Genomic DNA, 25304 nt, shown 5'->3' on the forward strand with positions numbered 1-25304 from the left:
TCGCGCGCGGTGCGAGCGCGTGCGGCTGCGGCTGCATGTGCCGCGTGTATCGCGTGGCGTGTGCCGCGCGCCGACTCGCCCGCGCGTGAGTCGGCGGGTGGCTTGGTCCGTCGATTAGCTCGTGAGTTAGCGTGCGAACAGCGGATAAGTCGCCGCTGCGATCAACGCGGTCGCGAGCCATACGACGCTCCACGAACTGACGGCGAGCAGCGGCGGGATCGCGAGCGGCGTGGCGAAGAGGCCGAGATAGACGACCGTGTTTGCCATCCCGAGCGCGGTGCCCGCGTGGTTTGCGCCGGCGAGCGTCGCCAGTTCGGTGTACGCGACGCCGTGCCACGCGGACACGCAGATGCCGGCGAACACGAGAATCGCGACGATCGCGCCGAGCGGTACGTAGGGGCTGGCGGCCGTCGCTGCGGCGAGCAGCGCGAACGCGCCGGCCGCGACGCAGACCGACCCGCGCAGGTACGCACGCCGGTTGCCGTGCCGGTCGGTATGGCGGCCGCTCCACACGCGCATCACCATGGCGCCGGCCTGCAGCGCGACCATCGCCGTGCTGATGCCGGCGAGCCCGAGCCGGCCGAAATCGTGCAGGAACACGGTCGCGAACGTGAGCACCGCGAACTGCGGCGCGCACAACGCGCCGATGCCGAGCACGATGCGCCACACGCGGGCGCTCGCCAGCGGGCCGCGCGCGGGAGCGGCGGACGCTTGCTGTGCGGCGGGCGGCGTGGTCGAGGTGCTCGAGGTGGCCGGCGCGACGGATGCGACCGATGAGTCGGATGTGCGGGATGTTGCCGATGGGACCGATGCGGCGGATGCGAACGACGAGTCCGATGAGTCTGATGCGCCGGATGTAGCCGTCGCGACCGATGCGGCGGAAGTGGCGGACGGCGCGAACGCAACCACCCCAACCGGCGGCTCGTGCAACCAGCGCCACGTGAGCGCCGCCGACACCGCGCACAGCAGCATCAACGCGCCGTACACCGCGGCGAAGCCCGCATGCGACGCGAGCGCCGGCAGCAGCGCCGCGCCGACGCCGCCGCCCAGCGGCACGGCCGTCTGCCGGATGCTCATCGCGAGCCCGCGTTCGCGTTCGCCGAACCAGCGCATCACCGCGCGTCCGCTCGAACCGTTCACGCTGCCGCCGAGCAGGCCGACGCAGCACATCGCCGCCACGACGCGCAGCAGCGGCGGCACGGCATGCGCGCTCGGCACGATCGCGGCGACCATCACCGCGAGCATCGCGGCGGTCGCGACGAGGCCGGTGAGCAGCACGCGCCGATCGCCGAAGCGATCGGCCGCGATGCCCCACGGCAACTCCGACAGCGCGACGCCGAAGCCCAGCGCGCCGAGCACGAGGCCGAGCGCGGCGTTGTCGAGGTGATAGGCCGAGCGCATCCACACGGCGGTGGTCGGAATGCCGGCCGCGGCGGCCGAAAAGCTCATGTTCGCCGCGACGCCGGCAGCGAGCACGCGCCAGCGATGCGCCGGGCCGCGCGCAGCGCCGGCGCGCGCGGACGGGGAAGCGAGGCAGGAGGTATCCATGACGACGGGTCCGTGCGCAAATTGACATCGTCAGTGTGGCGACCTACATTCATCCTGAAAATTGGAAAGTTTTTGATGAATCGTTCGACAAAACGGGATGATCGAGATGCCGATGCGAGACCCTAGCGACGCCGCGCTTGCGCGTCCCAATTTCGATGTCGCGGCGCTGCGCAGCCTGGTGGCGGGCGTCGACCTCGGCAGCTTCACGAAGGCGGCCGATCGCGTCGCGCGCTCGTCGTCGGCGGTGAGCGCGCAGATCCGCAAGCTCGAGGAGCAGGCCGGCACGCCGCTGTTCGTGAAGGCCGGCCGCGGGCTGGCGCTGACCGACGCGGGCGACGCGATGCTGCGCTACGCGCGCCGCATGATCGAACTGAACGACGAAGCGGCCGCGGCCGTGCGCGGCGTGAATCTCGACGGCTGGGTGCGGGTCGGGCTGCAGGAGGATTTCGGCGAAGCGATCCTGCCCGACGTGCTCGGGCGTTTTGCGCGCGCGCATCCGAAGGTGCGGATCGAGGCGCGCGTCGCGCGCAATGCCGAGCTGCTCGAGCGGCTCGACGCGAATCAGCTCGATCTCGCACTCGTGTGGGGCGATCCGGCATCGGCGAGCCTGATGTTGCGCGCGGGCATCGACAGCGACGCGATCGCCCAGGTGCCGATGCAGTGGATCGCGGCGGTGGGCGCGGGCGACGTCGGCGTGGCCGACACCGGCGCAACGTCGGATGCCGCACGCGACGGCGCTGCGAGTACCGCCGCGGAGCGCACGCCGGGTGCGCAGGCAGAGCAGGCAGAGCAGGCAGAGCAGGCAGAGCAGGCAGAGCAGGCAGAGCGTGGAGAGCCGCTGCCGCTCGTCGTGTTCGACCGGCCGTGCCGCTTCTTCGCCGCGGCGACCGACGCGCTCGACCGCGCGGGCTTGCCGTGGCGCGTCGCATTCACCACGCCGAGCCTGGCCGGACTATGGGCGGCCGCGGCGGCCGGGCTGGGCGTCACGGTGCGCTCGCATTACGGGTTGCCCGCGTCGGTGCGCGCACTCGACACGGCCGCGTGCGGCCTGCCCGCGCTGCCGAGCCTGCCGCTGCTGTTGCTGCGCCGCACGTCGTCGGCGACGCCGACCGTGGAACGGCTCGCGCAGATCGTGACGCAGGCCGTGCGCGACGCGACCCGGCGCGACGCGGTGGCGCTGGCGGCCTGAGGTTCGTCGGGGCGGTGTCGCGTGAGGCGGCGCGCGCGGCTCGAGTGAGCGGGCGCGCTCGCCGCTGGCGCTCAGGCTTCGATGGGCGGCGTGAGCGTCCGGCACGCCGCCGCATCGACGGTAGCCCGTTCGATCGTCCGCCGCGTTCGCCCGCTCGCCTGCGCGCCCGCTCGCTCGTTCGCTCGCCCGCTCGCTCGCCCGCGCGCCGACGGCCGTGTCGCGCAGCGGCGCCGTCCGGTCGGCGAAACGCACCGCTTGCGGTTCACCCGGCGCCCCGGCACACCGACCGCCTCGCCGTACTCCGACCCCCACCCCAGCCGGCCCCACGCGCCCATACCCCTCGCCCTACACCGCCGCAACCGCCGGCGCGTGCGCCTGCAGCGCCGCCCACAGCTCGCCGAGCCTGTCGCGCAACGCGGCGCTCGCGGGCACGAACGGCAACCGCAGCCCGTCTTCGCACCATCCTTGCGCGGCCAGCAGCGCCTTCACCGGCGCGGGATTCGGCTCGGCGAACAGCGCCGCGACGAGCGGTTGCAACGCGACCGCCAGCCGTCGCGCGTCGGCGAGGCGGCCGTCGCGCAGCAGCGCGTGGATGCGCACGTGCCATTCGGGCAGCACGTGCGCGCTGCTCGCGATCGCGCCGTGCGCGCCTGCACAGAGCGCCGCGAAGTTCTGGTTGTCGTCGCCGGACAGGATCGCGAGCGGCGTGTCGTGCACGAGCCGGCTCAGCCGGTCGAGCGTGCCGCCGCACTCCTTGACGCCGGCCACGCGCGCATCGCGCGCGAGCGCCTGCAACGTCTCCAGTTCGACGTTCACGCCGGTGCGGTACGGGATGTTGTAGACGAGCACCGGCCCATCGGCCGCGGCGACGATCGCCTCGACGTGACGGCGGATGCCGTCCTGCGTCGGCCTCACGTAGACGGGCGGCGTGACGAGCAGCCCGTCGGGCCGCAGCGCGGCGAGCTCGCGTGCGCGGGCGGCCGCGAAGTGGGTCGCGCTCGCGGTGAGCCCGACGACGATCGGCATGCCGGGCGCCGCGTCGCGCAGCGTCGCGAACACCGCATCCTGTTCGCGCGCGTCGAGCAGCACGCCCTCGCCGGTCGTCGCGCCCGCGACGAAGCCGGCGATGCCGGCCGCCGCGTAATGGCGCGCGAGCCGCGCGAGCGCGCCGTGGTCGACCTCGCCGTCGTGGAACGGCGTGATGATCGGCAGCCAGATACCTTCGAAACGTGTGTGCATGCAAAGCCTCATGGTGAGAACGGAGTGGAGAGGAACCGTTCCGCCGGCGGGCGCCGGAGCGAGGCATGCGGGCAAGGAGAAAGCAACGACCCGCGGGCATCCCGTCCGGCATTCGCCTGACGGGACGCGACGTCCCCGTCAGTCGAGGAGTCGTTTTTTCAGTTTCAGCCCGGCCGCGCGCACACCTGCCGCGGTGGCGGCGAGGATCGACAGCGAGCGCGGAGCAGCGGACATGGATGGACCGGGAAAAGGGCTGAGCGGCGATCTTAACACCGCGGCCGGCGCGCGCGCGCGCCGGCGTGCCGCGTTAGCAGAATTCCAGATTTGCTTTCCACGACAGATTGGAAGGCGCGCGGCGCCCGGCCGCTAGAATGCCCGCTTACGTTTCGATGACGGTGCGCACGCGCGCCGTCACGCACATTCACCACCACTGGAAACGGGGTATATCGCGATGGCAGGCATCAAGGTGATCGGCCGCTGGCTGCACGCCGGCACGGCGGCGGCGCTGGTCGTGGCGGCAACGGCCGCGCACGCGGACACGTCGATCCTCAACGTGTCGTACGACGTGACGCGCGAGCTGTACAAGGACATCAACGCGAGCTTCGCCGCGGCGTACAAGCAGCAGACCGGCGAAACGGTGACGATCAAGCAGTCGCACGGCGCGTCGAGCGCGCAGGCGCTGTCGGTGCTGCAAGGGCTGCAGGCCGACGTCGTGACGATGAACCAGCCGAACGACATCGACCTGCTCGCCGAGCGCGGCCAGCTGCTGTCGAAGGACTGGCGCGCGCGCTTGCCCGACAACAGCTCGCCGTACTCGACGACGATGGTGTTCCTCGTGCGCAAGGGCAACCCGAAGGCCATCAAGGACTGGAGCGATCTCGCGAAGCCGGGCGTGCAGGTGGTCATCGCGAATCCGAAGACGTCGGGCAACGGCCGCTACGCGTATCTTGCCGCGTGGGGCTATCAGAAGCAGAAGGGCGCGACCGACCAGCAGGCGCTCGATTTCGAGAAGGCGATCTTCCGCAACGTGCCGGTGCTCGATTCGGGCGGCCGCGGCGCGACGACGACCTTCACGCAGCGCGGCATCGGCGACGTGCTCGTCACGTTCGAGAACGAGGTCGCGCTGATGGACACCGGCGCATCGGGCGCGCAATTCGACGCGGTGTATCCGTCGGCGAGCATTCTCGCGGAGCCGCCCGTCGCCGTGGTCGACAAGGTCGTCGACAAAAAGGGCACGCGCAAGGTCGCGCAGGCCTATCTCGCTTATCTGTACACGCCGCAGGCGCAGGAGATCGTCGCGCAGCACCATCTGCGCCCGCGCGATCCGAACGTGCTGAAAAAGCACGCGGCCGAGTTCAAGCCGCTGAAGACGTTCAGCGTCGAGCAGGTTTTCGGCAGCTGGGCGAACGCGCAGAAGACGCACTTCGCCGACGGCGGCACGTTCGATCGCGTGATCGTCGACCGGAAGTAAGGGCGGCGCGCGCGGAGGGCGCGATCTTTCGCGCGCCGCGCGTCCGTCGGCGCAGCGCCGATCTCGCGCGCACCGCGGCCTCGGTGCAGCGCGTGAGCGCTGCACGAAACCCCTCCCCGCGCGACCTCCGCACCGTACGCGCGCCCCGCGCCCGCGCATGCTACGCTCATCGCCTTCCTGTCCCAGGCGTCGCGCGATGAACGTCGATCCGTCTTCCCCTTTCTCCCGCGGCCGGGGCCGCCGGATCTGGTCCGGCACCCGCCCGGTGATCGCGTACGGCATGCCGCCGCTCGGCTGGCGCGACCTGTATCACCGCGCGCTGACGGTCACCTGGCCCGTGTTCTTCCTGTCGCTCGCGGTGCTGTTCCTGCTGATCAACGGCGGCTTCGCGCTGCTCTACCTGCTCGGCCACGAGCCGATCGCGAACCAGTCGCCGGCCGGCTTCACCGGCGCGTTCTTCTTCAGCGTCGAGACGCTCGCGACGGTCGGCTACGGCGACATGCATCCGCAGACCGTCTACGCGCACGTCGTCGCCACGTTCGAGATCTTCATCGGGATGTCGGGCATCGCATTGGCCACCGGCCTCGTGTTCGCGCGCTTTTCGCGACCGCAGGCGAAGATCCTGTTCGCGCGCTACGCGATCGTGCGGCCGCTGGACGGGCGGATGACGCTGATGGTCCGCGCCGCCAACGCGCGTCAGAACGTGATCGCCGAAGCGCAGGCGAAACTGCGGCTGATGCGGGTCGAAGGCACGCACGAAGGCTATACGCTGCGCAAGATCCACGATCTGCCGCTCGTGCGCAACGAGCATCCGATCTTCCTGCTCGGCTGGAACCTGATGCACGTGATCGACGAAACCAGCCCGCTGTTCGGCGAAACGGCCGAATCGCTCGCTGCGCGCGACGCGTCGCTGCTGATCACGATCGAGGGCTCCGACGAGACGACGTCGCAGGTCATGCAGGCGCGCCACACGTGGACCCACGCCGAGATCCGCTGGCGTCACCGCTATGTCGACCTGATGCGCGACGAGGGCGGCATCACGCACATCGACTACACGCATTTTCACGAGGTCGTGCCGGTCGACGCGGACAGCGACGCAGGCGGTCTGCCGGGCGAGGTGGTCGATGCGGGCGGGTCGGCGCGCGCGCCCGGGCCGGCCGCATGAGCGGCGCGCCGCACCCAGCGTGATGCGCCGCGCGCCGGATCGAACCCACGGAGAAGGCACCGCATGGCCCACGACGACCGCACGACGGTCATTTCCCGGCGCACGCCCGAATCGGCGGCGATGCGCGCCGAGCTCGCGCGCGCGATGGCGATCACCGCGCGGCTCAACCGGCTGACGTTCGCCGATGCGGACGAAGTCCGCAGCCTGTTCGGCGAACTGACGGGCAAGCCGATCGACGACGGCTTCCTGCTGATTCCGCCGTTCTACGCAACCGGCGGCGCAGCCACGCGGATCGGCCGGAACGTGTTCGTCAACCAGAACTGCACGTTCTACGACCTCGGCGGCCTCGACATCGGCGACGACGCGATGATCGGGCCGAACGTGAGCCTCATCACGTCCGGCCATCCGCTCGAGCCGTCGCGCCGACGCGACGCGGTCGTGGCCCGGCCGATCTCGATCGGCAACAACGTGTGGATCGGCGCGGGCGCGACGATCCTCGGCGGCGTGACGGTCGGCGAGAACGCGGTGGTCGGCGCCGGCTCGGTCGTGACGCGCGACGTCCCGCCGGATACGCTGGTCGCCGGCAACCCGGCGCGGATCGTCCGTTCGATCGCGGAGTGACGGCGTGGGGCGGCGGCGACGCCACTGCGCGGCGGATGTGGACAACCGGCATTTCGCTCAATCGAAATGCTGTGCAAGCGACCGGTGAGCATGCGGCGCAAGCCTGAAGCGGCGCGGCTTTGCGGCGGTTGGCGCGGGCGCGCCGGCGTGTGCATTAGCCGACGTTGCGCATGCGCGGGCGGCCAACCTCCGCGCGATGTCGGTTGTGGATATCTCGCTTCGCACGCAGTCGCAATGCTGTGCATTTGGTCGGTGAGCATGCACCCGTGGGCAAGAATGCCTGCCGCAGCATGTGGACAACCTGGCGCGCAACGACGAAAAACGCTGTGCTCGCGGACGGTGAGCGCCGGCGTCCGCTCGCGTGTGACGCTTGCGCCGCGCGGGCTTCCGCGCGCCGCACGACATTCGGCACGTTGCGCGTTCAGGCGCTCGGCTCGCTTCGACGATCGATCGCGCGCGCGTTTCGCGTTGTGGATAACTTGCCGCCGAACGCAGTCGCAGCGCTGTGTATTCCGATGGTGAGCGTCGCGGCCCGGTCGCGCCCGAGGTCTGCCTGCGTGGCCTAGCGCGTTCCCGTGGACGGCTTCGGCGGTCGCGCATTCTAACCGCACTCGCGATCGCGCGTTTCATTCGACTGCTTGCCGCGATGTGGATATGCGCTCGCCCGAACCAGTCGATGTGCTGTGTATCCCGACGGTGAGCGCCGATGCGTGCGGCGCGGCCGCGTGCGCGCGAGCCCCGGCGCGCGGGGCTGCGCGGCATCGCTCGCGTCGGTTCGCGCCCGAATCGGCGGTCGTCATGCGATACCCCGCCGACGCTCACCGTTCGATTTCACAGTGTTGCGAGTGGTTGCGTGGGTGAGTTGTCCACATCGATCTCCCGATCGCCGCTCACCCTTGAAGTGCACGGCGTTTCGAGTGATCGCGGAAAGGGCCGTTCATTCCCGAATCGGCGCGACCGTCCGATCGATTTGCCGTCGCTCACCGTCGGAATGCACAGCGTTCCGAGTCGTGATGGGTGGGTTCTATCCACAGCCAAATCGGCCTCCTCATTCGCTTGCGTGCCGCTGCTCACCATCGGAACTCACAGGGTTTTTAGTGTGTGGCTGCCCCCGAGGTGCCCCGCACCTACACGCTTCCGCGCCTGCCGCGCCGGCAGTAAATAGAGCATCGCGAGCCGCACACCGCTGCGGACAATCGCCCCCGCTCAATCGACTCGCAATCCTGTGCATTGGACCGGTGAGCGTCGCCGCCGCATCGGCGGGAAGCGGGCAGGCGGGTGTGGATATCCGGCCTCCGCATCGACTCGCAGCCCTGTGGATTTGAATGGTGAGCGCCTCGATCCGCTGGATGGGCGGGCCGATTGCGTTGTGGATAATCCACCCCCCGACGACACTCGAAACGCTGTGCAATCGACCGGTGAGCGTCCGCCTGCAGCCGGGCGTTGTGGATATCCGGCGCCCGCGACCAATTCGAACGCTGTGCATTTCACGGGTGAGGACGCTAGAGATCCGCCGCGCAAACCGTTGCCGCGCGGCCTTGCGCGCACGTGCCGCTGCTCCCGCGGCCGCCGCCTCGCCGCGTGAGCGCTGCAGCGCGCCCGCCCGTCTCGACATGCGCCGCGAGCCGCCCAGCGGCCTGCGGCAGAACTCTCTCAATTCCGCTGCAAAACCTGCGCAGTCTTTCTCGCTTCGACGCCGCGTCAGCAAGATGAGAAAAAACTTTCTCGCCTTCCCGCGAAAAAATAGAGCCATCCCGCTGCTCGCGGCCGGCGTCGTCCGGCGCCGCGGCGCGCGGCCCGGCACAGCACAAAGCACAATCAGGAGACATCCCCATGACCGCCCGCCTGCCCGTCGACGGCACGCCCGCTCTATCCGACTACCGGCTGACCGACAACCTGACCGCCACGCGCGGCCGCATCTTCCTGACCGGCACGCAGGCGCTGGTCCGCCTGCTGCTGATGCAGCGCGCAGCCGACACCGCGCAGGGCCTGAACACGGCCGGCTTCGTCAGCGGCTACCGCGGCTCGCCGCTCGGGATGGTCGACCAGCAGCTGTGGAAGGCGAAGAAGCTGCTCGACGCCGGCGGCGTGCGCTTCCTGCCCGCGATCAACGAGGAGCTCGGCGGCACCGCGGTGCTCGGCACCCAGCGCGTCGAGGCCGACCCGGAGCGCACCGTCGATGGCGTGTATGCGATGTGGTACGGCAAGGGCCCGGGCGTCGACCGCGCCGGCGACGCGCTGAAGCACGGCAACGCGTACGGCTCGTCGCTGCACGGCGGCGTGCTGGTGGTGGCGGGCGACGACCACGGCTGCGTGTCGTCGTCGATGCCGCATCAGAGCGACTTCGCGATGATGGCGTGGCACATGCCGATCGTGAACCCGTCGAACATCGCCGACATGCTCGAATTCGGCCTGTACGGCTGGGCGCTGTCGCGTTACTCGGGCGCATGGGTCGGCTTCAAGGCGATCTCGGAGACGGTGGAGTCGGGCTCGACCGTCGATCTCGACGCGCTGCAGACGCAGTGGCCGGCGCCGGCCGGCTTCGCGCCGCCGGCCGGCGGCCTGCACAACCGCTGGCCCGACCTGCCGAGCCTGACGATCGAAGCGCGCCTCGCCGCCAAGCTCGACGCGGTGCGCCATTTCGCGCGGGCCAACAGCATCGACAAGTGGATCGCGCCGGGCGCGCACGCGAACGTCGGCATCGTCACGTGCGGCAAGGCGCATCTGGACCTGATGGAGGCGCTGCGCCGCCTCGACCTGACGGTCGACGATCTCGACGCGGCCGGCGTGCGGATCTACAAGGTCGGCCTGTCGTATCCGCTCGAAATGACGCGCATCGACACCTTCGTCGACGGGCTCGCCGAGGTGCTGGTTATCGAGGAGAAGGGCCCCGTCATCGAGCAGCAGATCAAGGACTACCTGTACAACCGCGCGGACGGCGCGCGCCCGCGCGTGCTCGGCAAGCACGACGCGGCCGGCGCGTGCCTGCTGTCGGAACTCGGCGAGCTGCGTCCGTCGCGCATCCTGCCGGTGTTCGCCGACTGGCTCGCGCGCCACAAGCCGGCGCTCGATCGCCGCGAACGCGTGGTCGATCTCGTCGCCCCGCAGATCCTGTCGAACGAAGCCGACGCGGTGAAGCGCACGCCGTATTTCTGCTCGGGCTGCCCGCACAACACGTCGACCAAGGTGCCGGAAGGCTCGATCGCGCAGGCCGGCATCGGCTGTCACTTCATGGCGTCGTGGATGGAGCGCGACACGACCGGCCTGATCCAGATGGGCGGCGAAGGCGTCGACTGGGCCGCGCACGCGATGTTCACCAACACGAAGCACGTGTTCCAGAACCTCGGCGACGGCACCTACTTCCATTCGGGGATCCTCGCGATCCGTCAGGCGGTCGCCGCGAAAGCGAACATCACGTACAAGATCCTCTACAACGACGCGGTGGCGATGACGGGCGGCCAGCCGGTCGACGGCAGCATCTCGGTGCCGCAGATCGCGCGGCAGGTCGAAGCCGAAGGCGTGTCGCGCTTCGTCGTGGTGTCGGACGAGCCGCAGAAGTACGACGGCCATCACGGGCAGTTCCCGGCCGGCACGACGTTCCATCACCGCAGCGAGCTCGATGCGGTGCAGCGCGAGCTGCGCGAGACGCCGGGCGTCACCGTGCTGATCTACGACCAGACCTGCGCGGCGGAGAAGCGCCGCCGCCGCAAGAAGGGCGAGTTCCCCGATCCGGATAAGCGGCTGTTCATCAACGACGCGGTGTGCGAAGGCTGCGGCGACTGCGGCGTGCAGTCGAACTGCCTGTCGGTCGAGCCGCTCGAGACGCCGCTCGGCCGCAAGCGCCGCATCGACCAGTCGTCGTGCAACAAGGACTACTCGTGCGTGAACGGCTTCTGCCCGAGCTTCGTGACGGTCGAAGGCGCGGCGCTGAAGAAGGCGGCCGGCGCGGCGTTCGACGAGGCCGCGCTCGCCGCGCGCGTCGACGCGCTGCCGGTGCCCGCGACGCATCTCGACGCGGCGCCGTACGACATGCTGGTGACCGGGGTCGGCGGCACGGGCGTCGTGACGGTCGGCGCGCTGATCAGCATGGCCGCGCACCTCGAGGGCAAGAGCGCGTCGGTGCTCGACTTCATGGGCTTTGCGCAGAAGGGCGGCTCGGTGCTGTCGTTCGTGCGGATCGCGTCGAGCGACCGCTGGCTGAACCAGGTGCGCATCGACACGCAGCAGGCCGACGTGCTGCTCGCATGCGACATGGTGGTCGGCGCGAGCGCCGAGGCGCTGCAGACGGTGCGCCACGAGCGCACGCGCATCGTCGTCAACACGCACCGGATTCCGAACGCGTCGTTCGTGCAGAACCCGGACGCGAACCTGCACGCTGACGCGCTGCTCGAGAAAATGCGTCACGCGGCCGGCGCCGGCCATCTGTCGAGCTGCGACGCGCAGGCGCTCGCCGCGAAATTCCTCGGCGACTCGATCGGCGCGAACATCCTGATGCTCGGCTACGCGTGGCAGCTCGGTCTCGTGCCGGTGTCGCTCGCCGCGATGATGCGCGCGATCGAGCTGAACAACGTCGCGGTGCCGATGAACAAGCTCGCGTTCTCGATCGGCCGGATGGCGGCCGGCGACGCCACGGGGCTCGACGCGTTGTGGCGGGCGCGCCATGCGGGGCTCGCGCCGATGGTTTCCACAGCCGCCGCCTCCGACACGCTGGACACGCCTGCCCCGCTCGACGCGTTGATCGCCGATCGCGAGACGCGCCTGTCGGCATACGGCGGCGCACGTTACGTCGAGCGCTACCGCGCGCTGGTGAACGCGGCGCGCGCGAAGGGCGACGAGGCGCTGACGCGCGCGGTCGCGACGACCTTCTACCGCCTGCTCGCGGTGAAGGACGAATACGAGGTCGCACGGCTCTATGCGGACGGCGCGTTCCGCGCGGCGCTCGAAGCGCAGTTCGAAGGCGTGCCGGGGCAGGACTATCGCGTGAAGTTCAATCTCGCGCCGCCGGCGCTCGCGAAGGCCGGCCGCGACGGCAGCGCACCGAACAAGCGCGTGTTCGGCCAGTGGCTGTGGCCGGTGCTCGGCGTGCTCGCGCGCGTGCGCAGCCTGCGCGGCACGCCGCTCGATCCGTTCGGCCGCACGGCCGAGCGCCGGATGGAGCGCGCGCTCGCCGACGACTACGAGACGACGCTCACGCGCGCGCTCGCCGCGATGACGGCCGCCAACGCGGCGCAGGTCGCGCAACTGGCCGAACTGCATGCGCGCGTGCGCGGCTTCGGCCACGTGAAGGTGCGCAACCTCGCGGGCGTGAAGCGGGCGGAGCGTGAGCTCGCGCTGCAGCTCGGCATCGACGCGGCGACGAGCGCGGCCGTGCAGCATGCGCTCGACGAGATGAAGGGCGCCGGCATGCTGAAGGGGATTCCGGTGGTCGTCGCGAAATAACGCAACCGCCCGCCCGATGCGAAAACGGCGACGCGCGAGCGTCGCCGTTTCTTCATGCGGTGGCCGTGCGCGGCGGCGTGCATCGACGCATCAGACGAGGCCCTTCTTGCGCGTCGACAGCGCCGTCTCCGACAGATCGATCTCGCGGATCAGCTTCGTCAGCGTTTCGTCCGAGATGCGGCTTTCGCTGCGCAGCCGATACAGCACCGTGCGCTCCGCGCGCACCGCGGCGATCCGCATCTGCAGCTCCATCGTTTCGCTCTGATGCGCCTGCGCGCGCGGCGTCGGGCCGTCGTCGGCGAGCGAGGCGAGGCGGCGGCGGTACAGGTCCATCACGCGCGCCGAGATGTCCGCGCAGCGCGCGGCGCCCGATTCGTCGAGCGCGGCCGCGATCGCGTCGTGCGACGCGTCGATCGCGCGGATCGCGGCCTGCGCGGCGGCCGCGCGCGCGGCGCGCTCCTCGGCGGCGAGCGGGTTGCGCGCCGTGCGCATGCCGCGCAGCAGCAGCGGCAAGCCGATCATTGCGACGATCAGCGAGCCGAGGATCACCGCCGACGCGATGAAGATCGCGGCGTCGCGCCCCGGCAGCGGCGCGCCGTTCGACAGCGCGACCGGAATCGACAGCACGCCGGCGAGCGTGACCGCGCCGCGCACGCCGCCGACCGTCATCACCGCGATCGTGCGCACGCCGGCCATCGTGCCGGGCAGCCCCTGACGCGCGGCGCGGCGGCTCGCGATCCAGCGCAGCAGCCACACCCACAGGAAGCGGATCGCATACAGCGCGACCATCATCGCGCAGACGTTGAAGATCATCCGGCCGACGAGCGCGTCGCTCGTGTGGTGCGCGTCGACCAGCGCGCTGCCGATGATGTGCGGCAGCTGCAGCCCGAGCATGATGAACACCATGCCGTTGAACACGAACTCGATCATCGCCCACGTGCTCTCCGCGCGCACGCGCGACGCGACGGTGCTTTTGCGCGAGAAGCTCGTGTAATTCATCATCATCCCGGCCGACACGGCCGCGAGCACGCCCGACAGCTCGAGATGCTCGGCGAACAGGTAGGCGGCGAACGGCACCAGCAGCGTCATCACGATGCCGGGGGCCGGATCGCCTTCCTGCTCGGCGTTGAGAAAGCGCGTCGACAGCGCGCTGAACAGCCACGCGACGCCCGCGCCGGTGGCGAGCCCGCCGGCCGCGACGATCACGAACGTGATCGACGCGTCGCGCAGCGAGAACATGCCGGTGAGCGCGGCGGCGATCGCGAACTTCAGCGCGACGAGGCCCGACGCGTCGTTCATCAGCGCCTCGCCTTCGAGGATGTGCATCAGCTGCGGCGGGATGCGGCCCTTGCCGGCGATGCCGGACAGCGCCACCGCATCGGTCGGCGACAGCACGGCCGCGAGCGCGAACGCGATCGGCAGCGGCAACTCGGGTATCAGCCAGTGCGCGAAATACCCGACGGCGAGTACCGTCATGAACACGAGCCCGAACGCGAGCATCAGGATCGCGCGGCGCTGCATGTACAGTTCGCGCTTCGGGATCCGCCAGCCGTCGGCGAACAGCAGCGGCGGAATGAACAGCAGCATGAAGATCTCGGGATCGAACGTGACGTGCAGGTTCAGCCTGGGCCACGCGAGCATCGCGCCGAACGCGATCTGCATCAGCGGCAGCGGCAGCCGCAACGGCAGCACACGCGTGAGCGCGCCCGACAGCGCGACCGTGAGCAGCAGAATGAGGACGGTGAAGACGATTTCCATCGATACGGCACGAGGAGAATGGAACGACCGTACGCAGTGTAGCGTGACGACGTGCGCGCTGCGCTCGAGTGCGCCGGTGCGCGCGCACGCAAACGGTGCAGCGCGGCTGCGCCAGGCTGGTGCGGCGGGCGCGCAGGCGCGTGCGGCATATGTGTTCAGCGCTTGCACGGAGCTTGCTTGATGCTTGCGTACCGTCCGGCAACGACCGGAGCACCGAGGAATTCACCATGACATTGCGCGCGCCGCCCCGTTCACCCGCCACGTTCGGCCGCATCGGCAGGAGGCAGCCATGACCATCGTGCAGCAGGAGCGTCCGGCTGCCGCGTCGCCGTATCGTTTCGAGCGGGAGATGAGCTCCGGCTTCGAACGGCTGGCGACCCAGCACCACGAGCTGACGCTCACGACCGTGTTTCAGCCGATCTTCAGCCTGTCGCACCAGCGCGCGGTGGGCTACGAGGCGCTGCTGCGCGCGCACGATCCGCTCGACCGCGCGGTGTCGCCGCTCGACGTGTTCGGCGAGGCCGCGCGCCAAGGCGAATTGCTGCAGCTCGACCGGCTCGCGCAGGCGCTGCATCTCGAGAATTTCGCGCTGCTCGGCGCGGAGCGCGAATGGCTGTTTCTCAACGTGCATCCGGGCGTGCTGACCGACCCGTTCCAGGCCGCCGCGCTGCTCGCGAACCTGAAGCGGCTCGGCATGCCGCCGCGCCGCGTCGTGCTCGAAGTGCTCGAACAGCGCGCGGAAGACGTCGAGCGGCTCGCCGACGCCGTGCGCGAGTTTCGCGCGCAGGGCTTCCTGATCGCGCTCGACGATTTCGGCGCCGGCCACTCGAACATCGAGCGGATCTGGCAACTGAACCCGGACATCGTGAAGCTCGACCGCATCATGCTGTCGCACGCCGCGCATCGCACGGGGCTCACCGCGATCCTGCACGGGCTCGTCACGCTGTTGCACGAGGCCGGCAAGCTGGTGCTCGTCGAGGGGATCGAGACCGAGCACGACGCGCAGATCGCGCTGTCGTGCGAGGCCGATTTCGTGCAGGGCTATTACTTCGGCCGCCCGGCGCCCGGCTTGCCCGACAGCGCGGCGGCGACCGGCTGCATCGGCGAGCTGACCGAGCGCTTCCGGCAGCAATCGGAAGCGCGCGAGCGGCGCGATGCGCAGCGGCTCGCGCCGTACCTGCGCGCGTTCGAACGCGCGGCCGAACGGCTCGCGGCCGGCGAAGCGCTCGACGAGGTGTGCTGGAACTTTCTCGCGCTCGACGACGCCGCGCGCTGCTTCCTGCTCGACGCGCGCGGCCGTCAGTCCGGCCGCAACGTCGTGCTGCGCGCGGACCGCGCGCTCGCCGAGGCGCGGTTCTCGCCGCTGGCCGATGCGCAGGGCGCGAACTGGTTGCGCCGGCCGTATTTCCGCACCGCGATCGCCGAGCCGGGGCGCGTGCAGCTGACGCGCCCGTATCTGTCGATCAGCGAGGCGCAGCCGTGCGTGACCTTGTCGGTGGCCGTGCGCATCGGCGATGCGCTGCACGTGCTGTGCGGCGATATCGACTGGCGCGACGACACGGCCGACGGCGCGTAGGGCCGGCCCCGCGAACGAATCTTTCCAAACAGGGGAGCAAGCCCGTTTTTCGCATGAACGGGCCGTAGCGCACCGACGGGCGGCGCGCGCCGGATGCTGGCGCGCGTCGCGCCGCTCGGCTAGGATGCGCGAATTGTCCAGACGATTCGCGAGCCTGCCGATGAACCGAACTGCCGCTTCCTCCGTCCTTCTCGAAGTCATCGCGACGACCGTCGGCGACGCGCGGGCCGCCGCGCGCGCGGGCGCCGACCGCCTCGAGCTCGTGACCGCGATCAGCGAAGGCGGGCTCACGCCGAGCGTCGGCCTGATCGAGGCCGTCGTCGCCGCGGTGCCGATTCCGGTCAACGTGATCGTGCGCCCGCACAGCCGCTCGTTCGTCTACGACGCCGACGACCTGCGCGTGATCGAGCGCGACGTGCGCGCGGCCGTCGCGGCCGGCGCGCACGGCGTCGTGTTCGGCGCGCTCGATGCGCACGGCGACGTCGATGTCGACGCGCTCGCGCGGATCGCGGCCGCCGCCGACGGGCGCGCGCTCACGTTCCACCGCGCCTTCGACGTCGCCCGCGATCTGAACGCCGCGTTCGACGCGCTGCTGCGCGTGCCGGCCGTCACGTCGGTGCTGACCTCGGGCGGCCATCCGTCGGTGCTCGACGCGGTCGCGACGATCACGCGGCTGGTGCGGCAGGCGGCCGGCACGACGTGCACGGTGCTGGCCGGCTCGGGGCTGACGGTCGATGCGGTCGGCGATTTCGTGCGCGCCACCGGCGTGCGGGCGGTGCATTTCGGCTCGGGCGTGCGGCCGCGCGGCGAAGTGCTCGCGCCCGTCGACGCGGAGCAGGTCGCGCGCGTGCGCGCCGCGCTCGACGGCGCGGCGGCGCACGTGTGAGGCGGGCGCCGGCGTCGCGCGCCGGCGTTGCGGAGAGAAAAAGCCGGCGGATGTCCCGGCTCGGAACGCTGACGAACCCCATGTTTTTCGGAGCATGGGGTTTTGTCGTTTACGCGGCGGCGTCGTTGGCGCGCTTCGTTCAGGCAAGCCCGCGAGATCGCCGAACAGCCGCTGCCCCGGCGCGTGGGAGCGCCGGAAGCCGCGCAGATCCGCCCGCCGCTTCGTGCGCGGCGGGCGAGCGCGCTGACGCTTACGCGTCGGCGGACATCGCGTCCGCGTCGCTCGCGCGCATGCCGAGCCGCTCGAACAGCGCGCGATCCTTCTGCGATTGCGGGTTGCTCGTCGTCAGCAGCTGGTCGCCGTAGAACATCGAGTTCGCGCCCGCGAGGAAGCACAGTGCCTGCAGCCCGTCGTCGAGCTGCTCGCGGCCGGCCGACAGGCGCACGACGGCCTTCGGCATCGTGATGCGCGCGACCGCGATCGTGCGCACGAACTCGAACGGATCGAGCGGCGCGGTGCCTTCGAGCGGCGTGCCTTCGATCGCGACGAGGTTGTTGATCGGCACCGAATCCGGATACGGATTCAGGTTCGCGAGCTGCGAAATCAGCCCCGCGCGCTCGCGGCGCGACTCGCCCATCCCGATGATGCCGCCGCAGCACACGTTGATGCCCGCGTCGCGCACGCGGTCGAGCGTGTCGAGACGGTCCTGGTACGTGCGCGTCGAGATCACCTGGCCGTAGAACTCCGGCGACGTGTCGAGGTTGTGGTTGTAGTAGTCGAGGCCCGCGTGCGCGAGCTGCTGCGCCTGCTCGTCCTCGAGCATGCCGAGCGTCATGCAGGTTTCGAGGCCGAGCTCCTTCACGCCGCGCACCATCTCGGTCAGCGCCGGCATGTGGCGTTCTTTCGGATTGCGCCATGCGGCGCCCATGCAGAAGCGGCTCGCGCCGCTCGCCTTCGCCGCGCGCGCGGCCTCGAGCACCGCATCGACGTCCATCAGCTTCTCGGCCTTCAGCCCCGTGTCGTGGTGCGACGACTGCGAGCAATAGCCGCAATCCTCCTCGCAGCCGCCCGTCTTGATCGACAGCAGCGTCGACAGCTGCACCGCGTTCGCATCGAAATGCTCGCGATGCACCTGCTGCGCGCGGAACATCAGGTCGTTGAACGGCAGCTCGAACAGCGCGACGACGTCGGCGACGCGCCAGCGCTGCGGCGTCGGTGCCGCGACGGGGATCGCGTCGGGTTGCACGGCGGCGGTCTGGGCTTGGGTCATGGTGGTTTTCCTGTGCTGGATGCGGGAACGTGGGGATGGGGGCGTCAATGCTGCGCGCGGCGCAGCGTGTCGACGAGCGCGGCGATGTCGAGCATCGCCGCGGCGGATTCGGGGGCGGCGGGCCGCAGGTGCGCCACGCGGCCGAGCAGCGGCGCGCGATGCTCGCGCGCGAGCCAGTCGCGAATCGTCGCGACGTTTTCGTCGGCGTACGACATCGCCGGATCGACGTGGTTCGCGACCCAGCCGGCGAGCGTGAGGCCGCGCTGGCGGATCGCGTCGGCCGTCAGCAGCGCATGGCTGATGCAGCCGAGCCGGATGCCGACGACGAGCACGACCGGCAAGCCGAGCGCGACCGCGAGATCGGCCGTGTCCTGCGTGTCGTTGAGCGGCACGCGAAAGCCGCCGACGCCTTCGACGACGACGACGTCCGCGCGCGTCAGCGCTTCGCGATGGCTCGCGACGATCGTGTCGATGTCGAGCGTCACGCCTTCGTGCGCGGCGACGATGTGCGGCGCGGCCGGCGCCTTCAGCAGGAACGGCGTGCGCAGCTCGGGCGGCAGCGCGACGTTCGCGGCGGCGTCGAGCTGGTCGGCGTCCTCATTGCGCCAGATGCCGTCGCGCTCGTACGCGCCGGCGGCGACCGGCTTCAGCGCGGCCGCGCGCAGTCCGTGCCGCGCGAAGCCGTGCAGCATCGCGGCCGATACGAAGGTCTTGCCGATCTCGGTGTCGGTGCCGGTGACGAAAACGGACAGTGCGGTGCTCATGCGCTCGCCTCGCTGGCTGCGATCAGCGCGGCTTCGAGCCGCGCGAGATCGTCGAACGAATGGGCGGCCGACAGCGAGATGCGCAGCCGCGACGTGCCGGCCGGCACCGTCGGCGGGCGGATCGCCGGCACCCACAGCCCGCGGGCGTCGAGCGCGCGCATCGCCGCGAGCGTCGCGTCGTTGCTGCCGATCACGAGCGGCTGCACGGCCGTGTGCGAATCGACCGGCTGCCAGCGCGTCGCGCGCAGCAGCGCGCGCGTGCGTTCGATCAGCGCGGCGAGATGCGCGCGGCGCGCGTCGCCTTCGTCGCCGCCGATCACCTTCAGGCTCGCCGACACCGCGTGCGCGACCGCCGGCGGCGCGGCCGTCGTGAAGATGTAGCTGCGCGCGCGCTGGATCATCCATTCGATCGCGGTCTCGTGCGCGACGACGAACGCGCCGGCGACGCCGGCGGCCTTGCCGAGCGTGCCGACGTAGACGAGGTTCGGCGAGCGCAGCGCGGCGGCCGCGAGCGCGCCGCGGCCTTGCGGGCCGAGCACGCCGAAGCCGTGCGCGTCGTCGACGACGAGCCATGCGCCGTGGCGTTCGGCCAGCGCGACGAGTTCGGCGAGCGGCGCGAGGTCGCCGTCCATGCTGAACACGGTGTCGCTGACGATCAGCTTCGTCGGCGCATCGGACGCATCGAGCAGCGCGCCGAGCGCGTGCATGTCGGCGTGCGGATAGATCTGCACGTTCGCGCGCGACAGCCGGATGCCGTCGATCAGCGACGCGTGGTTCAGCGCGTCGGAGAAGATCGTCGCCTGCTTGCCGGTGAGCGCGGTCATCGCGGCGAGGTTGGCCATGTAGCCGGTGCTGAAGTACAGCGCGCGCGGCGCGTCGGAGAAGCCGCCCGCGAAGCCGGCGAGTTCGTCCTCGAGGCGCGCGTGCGCGCGCGAATGGCCGCCGAGCAGATGCGAGCCGCCGCTGCCCGACCCGTAACGCTGCGCGCCTTCGGCGAACGCGGCGACGAGCGCCGGATGGGCGGCGAGGCCGAGGTAATCGTTGCTCGCGAAGCCGACGATGTCGCGGCCGTCGACGCGCATGTGCGCGTCGCAGGCGGTGTCGGCGGTGCGGCGCACGCGGCGCAGGCCCTGTGCGTCGAGCTCGGCGAGGCCGCGCTGCAGCGTGTCGAGCAGCGGCGTGGCGATGGGTGGCGCGCCCGGCTTCATCGTGCGGCCTCCGCGAGCGTGGCGTCGAGCGTGTCGCGCGTGCGTTGCGCGAGCCACGCGATGTCGTCGTCGGTCATCACGTACGGCGGCATCAGGTACACGGTCGTGCCGATCGGGCGCAGCAGCAGTTCGCGCTCGAGCGCGCGCTCGAAGAAGCGGCGCGAGAAGCCGCGCGCCGCGTCGCCGTCGAGCGCGACGTCGAACGCGAACAGCGTGCCACGCTCGCGCAGGTGGCGCACCTGCGGATGCGCGTCGAGCGGCGCGAGCGCGGCGCGCAGCGCGGCCGACTTGCGCGCGTTGGCGGCGAGCACGTCGTCGCGCGCGAACAGCTCGAGCGTGGCGACCGCCGCGCGGCACGCGAGCGGGTTGCCGGTGTACGAATGCGAATGCAGGAAGCCGCGCGTCGTGTCGTCGTCGTAGAACGCCGCGTACACGTCGTCGCGCGTGAGCACCAGCGACAACGGCAGATAGCCGCCGCTGATCCCTTTCGACAGGCACAGGAAATCGGGCCATACGCCGGCCTGCTCGCACGCGAAGAAGGTGCCGGTGCGGCCGCAGCCGACCGCGATCTCGTCGGCGATCAGATGCACGCCGAACTCGTCGCACAGCGCGCGCAGCCCGCGCACGTACGACGGATCGTGCATCGCCATGCCGGCCGCGCACTGCACGAGCGGCTCGACGAGCAGCGCGGCGATCTGCCCGGCGCGTTCGGCGAACAGGCGGCGTACGTCGCCGAGCGCGCGCTGCGCGACGTCGGCGGCCGTCTCGCCCGGCTGCGCGCCGCGCGCATCGGGCGAGGCGACCACGTGCGCGTTGCGGATCAGCGGGTCGTACGCATCCTTGAACAGCGCGACGTCGGTCACGCCGAGCGCGCCGATCGTCTCGCCGTGATAGCTGTTGGCGACGCACACGAATTCGCGCTTGTCCCCCTGGCCGCGATTGCGCCACGCGTGGAAGCTCATCTTCAGCGCGATCTCGACGGCCGATGCGCCGTCCGACGCGAAGAACGCGTGGCCGAGCGTGCGCGCGGTGAGCGCATGCAGCCGCTCGGCGAGTTCGATCGCCGGCTCGTGCGTGCAGCCGGCGAGCATCGCGTGCTCGAGCGTGTCGAGCTGGTCCTTCAGCGCGGCGTTGATGTGCGGATTCGCATGGCCGAACAGGTTCACCCACCACGAGCTGATCGCGTCGAAGTAGCGGCGGCCGTCGCGGTCGTACAGCCATACGCCGGCGCCGCGCGCGACGGGGACGAGCGGCAGGCGCTCGTGGTGTTTCATCTGGGTGCAGGGGTGCCAGACCGCGCGCAGGCTGCGCGCGACCCAGTCGTCGGTGGCTGGCGTACTCAAGGCAACTCCGGGAGACAAACGGCGGCGGGCATCGAACCGGATGCCGCGCGGCGACTGACGGAAAACGCGCTGAGATTAGCGTGTTCCGCGGCCCGTTGCACTACCGGTTACAAACGCCGCAAAGCCTTATGGGACGGGAGTTCGGCGCAGATCGGGGGCGCTCGGAACGGTACGCGCCAGATGCTCCGAAATGACCGCAGATGACGACGTTCGAGTGAGCCCACCCAACAGAAAAAAATCGTGGGAAAGCGGCGCGAGCGAGCCGGAAGAATCGGGGTTGGAAGGAGAAACGGGCGTGGTGTGGCGCCGCGCGGCTGAGCGGCAGCTGCTCGACAGAGCGGGCGGGGAAGCGGGGCAGGAAAGCCAGGCGGCGAAGCGAGGCGGGAAAGGATGCGGGACGGGCGCGCGCCGCGGCGTCGCGCCCGGGAGCGTCAGCGCGAAGCCAGTGCGCGCGTGTCGGTGGTGGTTTCAGCGTCGCCGCTATCGGCGGTTTGCGTCGTGTTGCCGTTCCACACGACGCGATCGTTCACCGCGTACAGCCGGCATGCGCCGGCGCTTTGCTTCGAGCAGTTGTCGAGCGCGAGCGCCATCGGATCGTCGCCGCCTTCGGCCCACGACCACGCGCCTTCCGACGACACCGCGAACGCGCGGCTCGGATGCTGGTTCAGGAAGTGCCGATAGCCTTCGCGGCCCGCTTCGTCGAGGAACGGCACCGCATCGACCGAATCGATCGACGCGTAGCCGGTCGCCTTCGGCTCGTGCGGGTTCGCGACCGCGTAGCGCACCGAGGTCGGCAGGTTCAGCTCCGCGAGGAACGCATGCACGGCCGGCCACCACACGGGCACGCCGTCGCGATCGACGATCAGCCGGTGGGCATCGTCCTTGTAGCGACCGTAATCGACGAATTGCGCCTGCGTGCCGTGCGACACGTACGCGTCGTGCATCTGCGCGACGAGCCCGGGCGTCCACACCGAATCGTTATCGCCGTACAGCCACAGCGAGCGCACGGTCGTATGCGCGCCGTACTGGCCGAACGCGTCGACGAGGTTGCGCTGCCAGCCGTCGCAGAGATCCTGGCGCAGCCCGCCGGAGAAATTGATGATGCCGCGCACGCCCGGCGCCGCTTCGGTGCCGTACGCGACCGACACGAGCCCGCCGTGCGACGTGCCCGCGACGACGATGCGCGACGCATCGACGTACGGCTGATGCGACATGTAGCGCACGGTGGCGTCGACGTCGGCCGCTTGCGCGAGGCCGTTCTTGCCGACGTTGCAGCCTTCCTGCCGGTAGGTGCCGCCCGAGCCGGCGAAGCCCTGGCGGTTCGGTGCGATCACCGCATAGCCGCGGCGCACGAATTCACGGGCGAACGCGAGCGGCCGGCTGCGCGGCTGCTGATGCAGATCGCCGGTGTTCTTGCCGTGATTGAAGACGACGAGCGGGAACGGGCCGGGGCCGTTCGGCTTGAACAGCGTGGCTTCGAGCATCACCGAGCCCGACGCATCGGCCGGAATGCTGATGATCTGTTCGTTGAGGTTGGCGGCGACCTGCGGGAGACCCGACGTGCCGTAATCGAAGCGCTCGGCGCGTGCGAGCGAGCCGCCGGTCGCACCGGCGTTCGTACCGACGTTGACGGTCGACAGCGTACCGGCCTGAGCGGCCGACAGCACGCTGGCCGCCATCCATCCCACCAATGCTTTGCTGAACGCCATTCGTAAGCCCTGCCATGCAACATGACCGATCTGACAGCCATCCTAGCCCGACAAATTCGGGTTGTGCAATGCGGGAATTACCCGGCGTCTGACACAGCAACTATTTGTCAGCGTTCGCTTACTTCGCCGTCGACATAGCGCCAGAAACCGCGCTCGTCGCGCTCGAACCGGCTGGTTTCGTGCAGCCGGTACGCACGGCCGCCGACCTTGTAGCGCGCGACGAACTCGACCTGCGCGTGGCTCGCGTCGACGGGCGTGTGGCGCTTGATCGCAAGGCCGAGCCAGCGCGGCGCGTCGGGCGCGGCCGGATCGGCGTCGAGATCGGCCGGGCAGGTGCGCGCGTCCCAGGTCGCGCGCAGGTAGTCGGTCGCGCCGAGCACATAGGCGCTATAGCGCGAGCGCATCAACTCCAGCGCGCTCGGCGCGGCTTCGCCGCCGTCGATGAAGCGGCCGCAGCATGCCGCATAGCGCGGCGCCGCGGTTTTGCCGGCCGGGGCCGGCGATGCGCCGCCGCACGGGCACGCATCGGGTCGGTTCGAAATCATGAGAATCGTGAATTGACGACGTCGGGTTGCGACCTCGGCTTACCAGCTGAGCTCGACGCCGTCGTACTGGAGGAAACGGCCGTTGGCGCGCGATACGTCCGCGCCGGCCTCGGCGATCACGCGGCGCATGCCGGTCACGCTCGTTTCCGGATCGATCGCGGCTTCTGCGCCGCCCATGTCGGTGCGCACCCAGCCGGGATGCAGCGAGATACACGCAGCGTGGCGCGTCTGCAGCGACGTGATGCGCAGCACGTCGTTCAGCGCCGCCTTGCTCGCGCGGTACAGCCAGCCGGTCGTGCCGGTCGCCTCGGCGATGCTCCCCATCCGGCTCGACACCACGGCCAGCACGCCGCGCGCGTCCTCGACGAGCGGCAGCACGATCGGCAGCAGCTGCATCGGCCCGCGCACGTTGGTGTGCATCACCGCGTCGAAGTCCTCGTTGCCGATCGTCTCGACGCCTTCGGTGCGCGGCCCGTAGACGCCCGACACCAGAACGGCCGCGTCGAGCCGCTCGCCGTCGAGCTTCCAGCCGAGCGCCGCGATCTGCTCGGGCTGCGCGATGTCGAGCGCATGCGCCTGGGCGCCTGAGGCCCGCAGCGCCACGAGCGACGCGTCGTCGCGCGCGGTCGCGATCACGTTCCAGCCGTCGCGCCGGTATTGCCGGACGAATTCGCGCCCGAGGCCGCGCGATGCGCCGACGATCAGTACGGTTTTCATGTTCGCCGCTCCTTTGGTTTGCGCCGCCGTCGCGGCAGCGCCGTGTGTCGGGTCGATGCGGTGCGCGTCGCGCCCGTTACGATTACTGCGCGTCGTCGCACGGCTTGAGCGTGTCGGCGACCGCCTGCGCGACGTGTTCGAGATGCGCGGCGTCCGCGGCGACCATGTCGTTGTCCGGCGCATGCTGGCCGCGGGCGGTGAGCGCCGCGACGCAGCGCCGGTAGGTCGCCTCGAGCGCGTCGAACCGCGATACGGACATCCCGAGGTTGCGCATCCGGCCGTCGTGCACGCCGTACACGAGCGCGTGCACGGTGAGCGACTGGCCGCGCGCCCACGCGTCGTTGACGATCGTCGCGCGGCACACGTTGACGACCTGCTCGATCGCGTTCAGCTCGATCAGCCGGCGATAGCGCGCTTCGCCCACCGGCCATTCGTCGAGCAGCGCCGCGTGGCGCTCGCGCACGTCCTGCACGTGATGCAGCCAGTTGTCGGCGAGGCCGACGCGGCGGTTGTGCAGCGCGGCGTTCACGCCGGAGCAGCCGTAATGGCCGACCACCATGATGTGCTTCACGCGCAGGATGTCGACCGCGAACTGGATCACCGACAGGCAGTTCAGGTCGCTGTGTACGACGACGTTCGCGATGTTCCGATGCACGAACACTTCGCCGGGCGGCAGGCCGATGATCTGGTTGGCCGGCACGCGCGAATCGGAGCAGCCGATCCACAGATATTCGGGCGCCTGCTGGTCGGCCAGCCGCGTGAAGAATTCGGGATCCTCGGCGAGCTGGCGCTTGACCCACGCGTCGTTGTTGGCGAAGAGATGCGAAAGCGGATTGTCCTGGGTGTTCATCGATGT

General features: G+C 70.4%; 18 protein-coding genes. 7 read left to right on the plus strand and 11 right to left on the minus strand.

The window, feature by feature from the left end:
* Positions 1-126: 126 nt before the first annotated feature.
* Positions 127-1548, minus strand: a complete 1422-nt coding sequence (locus tag AK36_RS14730) for an MFS transporter (protein WP_045578725.1) — start codon at positions 1546-1548, stop codon at positions 127-129.
* Positions 1549-1654: 106 nt separating this feature from the next.
* Here AK36_RS14730 and AK36_RS14735 point away from each other — a divergent pair, with 106 nt between their 5' ends.
* Positions 1655-2737: a LysR substrate-binding domain-containing protein gene (locus AK36_RS14735; protein ID WP_106919346.1), complete on the plus strand. Its 1083-nt coding sequence runs from the start codon at positions 1655-1657 to the stop codon at positions 2735-2737.
* A gap of 345 nt (positions 2738-3082) precedes the next feature.
* Here AK36_RS14735 and dapA read toward each other — a convergent pair whose 3' ends face one another.
* Positions 3083-3976, minus strand: coding sequence for a 4-hydroxy-tetrahydrodipicolinate synthase (gene dapA, locus AK36_RS14740; protein ID WP_045578727.1), 894 nt, complete (start codon positions 3974-3976; stop codon positions 3083-3085).
* Between the two features lie 451 nt (positions 3977-4427).
* Between dapA and AK36_RS14745 the strand changes: the two genes are divergently transcribed.
* The 4 genes from AK36_RS14745 (at position 4428) to AK36_RS14760 (ending at position 12672) form a co-directional block, all read left to right on the plus strand.
* Positions 4428-5447: a sulfate ABC transporter substrate-binding protein gene (locus tag AK36_RS14745; RefSeq protein ID WP_045578728.1), complete on the plus strand. Its 1020-nt coding sequence runs from the start codon at positions 4428-4430 to the stop codon at positions 5445-5447.
* A gap of 196 nt (positions 5448-5643) precedes the next feature.
* Positions 5644-6612 (plus strand): ion channel, encoded by a 969-nt coding sequence (locus AK36_RS14750; RefSeq protein WP_041493904.1) that lies wholly within the window; start codon positions 5644-5646, stop codon positions 6610-6612.
* A gap of 63 nt (positions 6613-6675) precedes the next feature.
* Positions 6676-7233, plus strand: coding sequence for a sugar O-acetyltransferase (locus tag AK36_RS14755; RefSeq protein ID WP_045578729.1), 558 nt, complete (start codon positions 6676-6678; stop codon positions 7231-7233).
* 1833 nt (positions 7234-9066) lie between these two features.
* On the plus strand, positions 9067-12672 hold the full coding sequence (locus AK36_RS14760; RefSeq protein WP_045578730.1) for an indolepyruvate ferredoxin oxidoreductase family protein: 3606 nt from the start codon (positions 9067-9069) through the stop codon (positions 12670-12672).
* A gap of 90 nt (positions 12673-12762) precedes the next feature.
* On the opposite strand, the gene AK36_RS14765 is transcribed toward AK36_RS14760, so the two are convergent.
* On the minus strand, positions 12763-14430 hold the full coding sequence (locus AK36_RS14765) for a Na+/H+ antiporter (RefSeq protein WP_011886185.1): 1668 nt from the start codon (positions 14428-14430) through the stop codon (positions 12763-12765).
* 289 nt (positions 14431-14719) lie between these two features.
* On the opposite strand from AK36_RS14765, the gene AK36_RS14770 reads away from it, so the two are divergent.
* Both AK36_RS14770 and AK36_RS14775 read left to right on the plus strand, forming a co-directional pair.
* Complete coding sequence (locus AK36_RS14770) at positions 14720-16006, plus strand: sensor domain-containing phosphodiesterase (RefSeq protein WP_045578731.1); 1287 nt, start codon at positions 14720-14722, stop codon at positions 16004-16006.
* 160 nt (positions 16007-16166) lie between these two features.
* On the plus strand, positions 16167-16892 hold the full coding sequence (locus AK36_RS14775; protein ID WP_011886183.1) for a copper homeostasis protein CutC: 726 nt from the start codon (positions 16167-16169) through the stop codon (positions 16890-16892).
* Between the two features lie 250 nt (positions 16893-17142).
* Here the strand turns inward: AK36_RS14775 and bioB are convergent, their stop codons facing one another.
* From bioB to can, 8 genes are all read right to left on the minus strand, one after another.
* Positions 17143-18162, minus strand: coding sequence for a biotin synthase BioB (gene bioB, locus AK36_RS14780; protein ID WP_011886182.1), 1020 nt, complete (start codon positions 18160-18162; stop codon positions 17143-17145).
* Positions 18163-18206: 44 nt separating this feature from the next.
* Positions 18207-18926: a dethiobiotin synthase gene (gene bioD, locus AK36_RS14785; RefSeq protein ID WP_045578732.1), complete on the minus strand. Its 720-nt coding sequence runs from the start codon at positions 18924-18926 to the stop codon at positions 18207-18209.
* Complete coding sequence (bioF, locus tag AK36_RS14790) at positions 18923-20134, minus strand: 8-amino-7-oxononanoate synthase (RefSeq protein WP_011886180.1); 1212 nt, start codon at positions 20132-20134, stop codon at positions 18923-18925. Before bioF ends, bioD begins: the two co-directional genes overlap by 4 nt.
* Positions 20131-21477, minus strand: a complete 1347-nt coding sequence (bioA, locus tag AK36_RS14795; RefSeq protein WP_011886179.1) for an adenosylmethionine--8-amino-7-oxononanoate transaminase — start codon at positions 21475-21477, stop codon at positions 20131-20133. The genes bioF and bioA overlap by 4 nt, the downstream gene beginning before the upstream one ends.
* A gap of 431 nt (positions 21478-21908) precedes the next feature.
* Positions 21909-23186 (minus strand): dienelactone hydrolase family protein, encoded by a 1278-nt coding sequence (locus AK36_RS14800; protein ID WP_014723749.1) that lies wholly within the window; start codon positions 23184-23186, stop codon positions 21909-21911.
* Positions 23187-23293: 107 nt separating this feature from the next.
* The gene (locus tag AK36_RS14805) at positions 23294-23731 is read right to left on the minus strand and encodes a YchJ family protein (RefSeq protein WP_011886177.1); all 438 of its coding nucleotides are present in this window, start codon (positions 23729-23731) and stop codon (positions 23294-23296) included.
* A gap of 39 nt (positions 23732-23770) precedes the next feature.
* Positions 23771-24448: an SDR family oxidoreductase gene (locus AK36_RS14810; RefSeq protein WP_045578733.1), complete on the minus strand. Its 678-nt coding sequence runs from the start codon at positions 24446-24448 to the stop codon at positions 23771-23773.
* 82 nt (positions 24449-24530) lie between these two features.
* Positions 24531-25298, minus strand: a complete 768-nt coding sequence (can, locus tag AK36_RS14815) for a carbonate dehydratase (protein WP_011886175.1) — start codon at positions 25296-25298, stop codon at positions 24531-24533.
* Positions 25299-25304: the final 6 nt, after the last annotated feature.

The sequence above is a fragment of the Burkholderia vietnamiensis LMG 10929 genome (genome assembly GCF_000959445.1).
GTDB classification, from domain to species: Bacteria; Pseudomonadota; Gammaproteobacteria; order Burkholderiales; family Burkholderiaceae; genus Burkholderia; species Burkholderia vietnamiensis.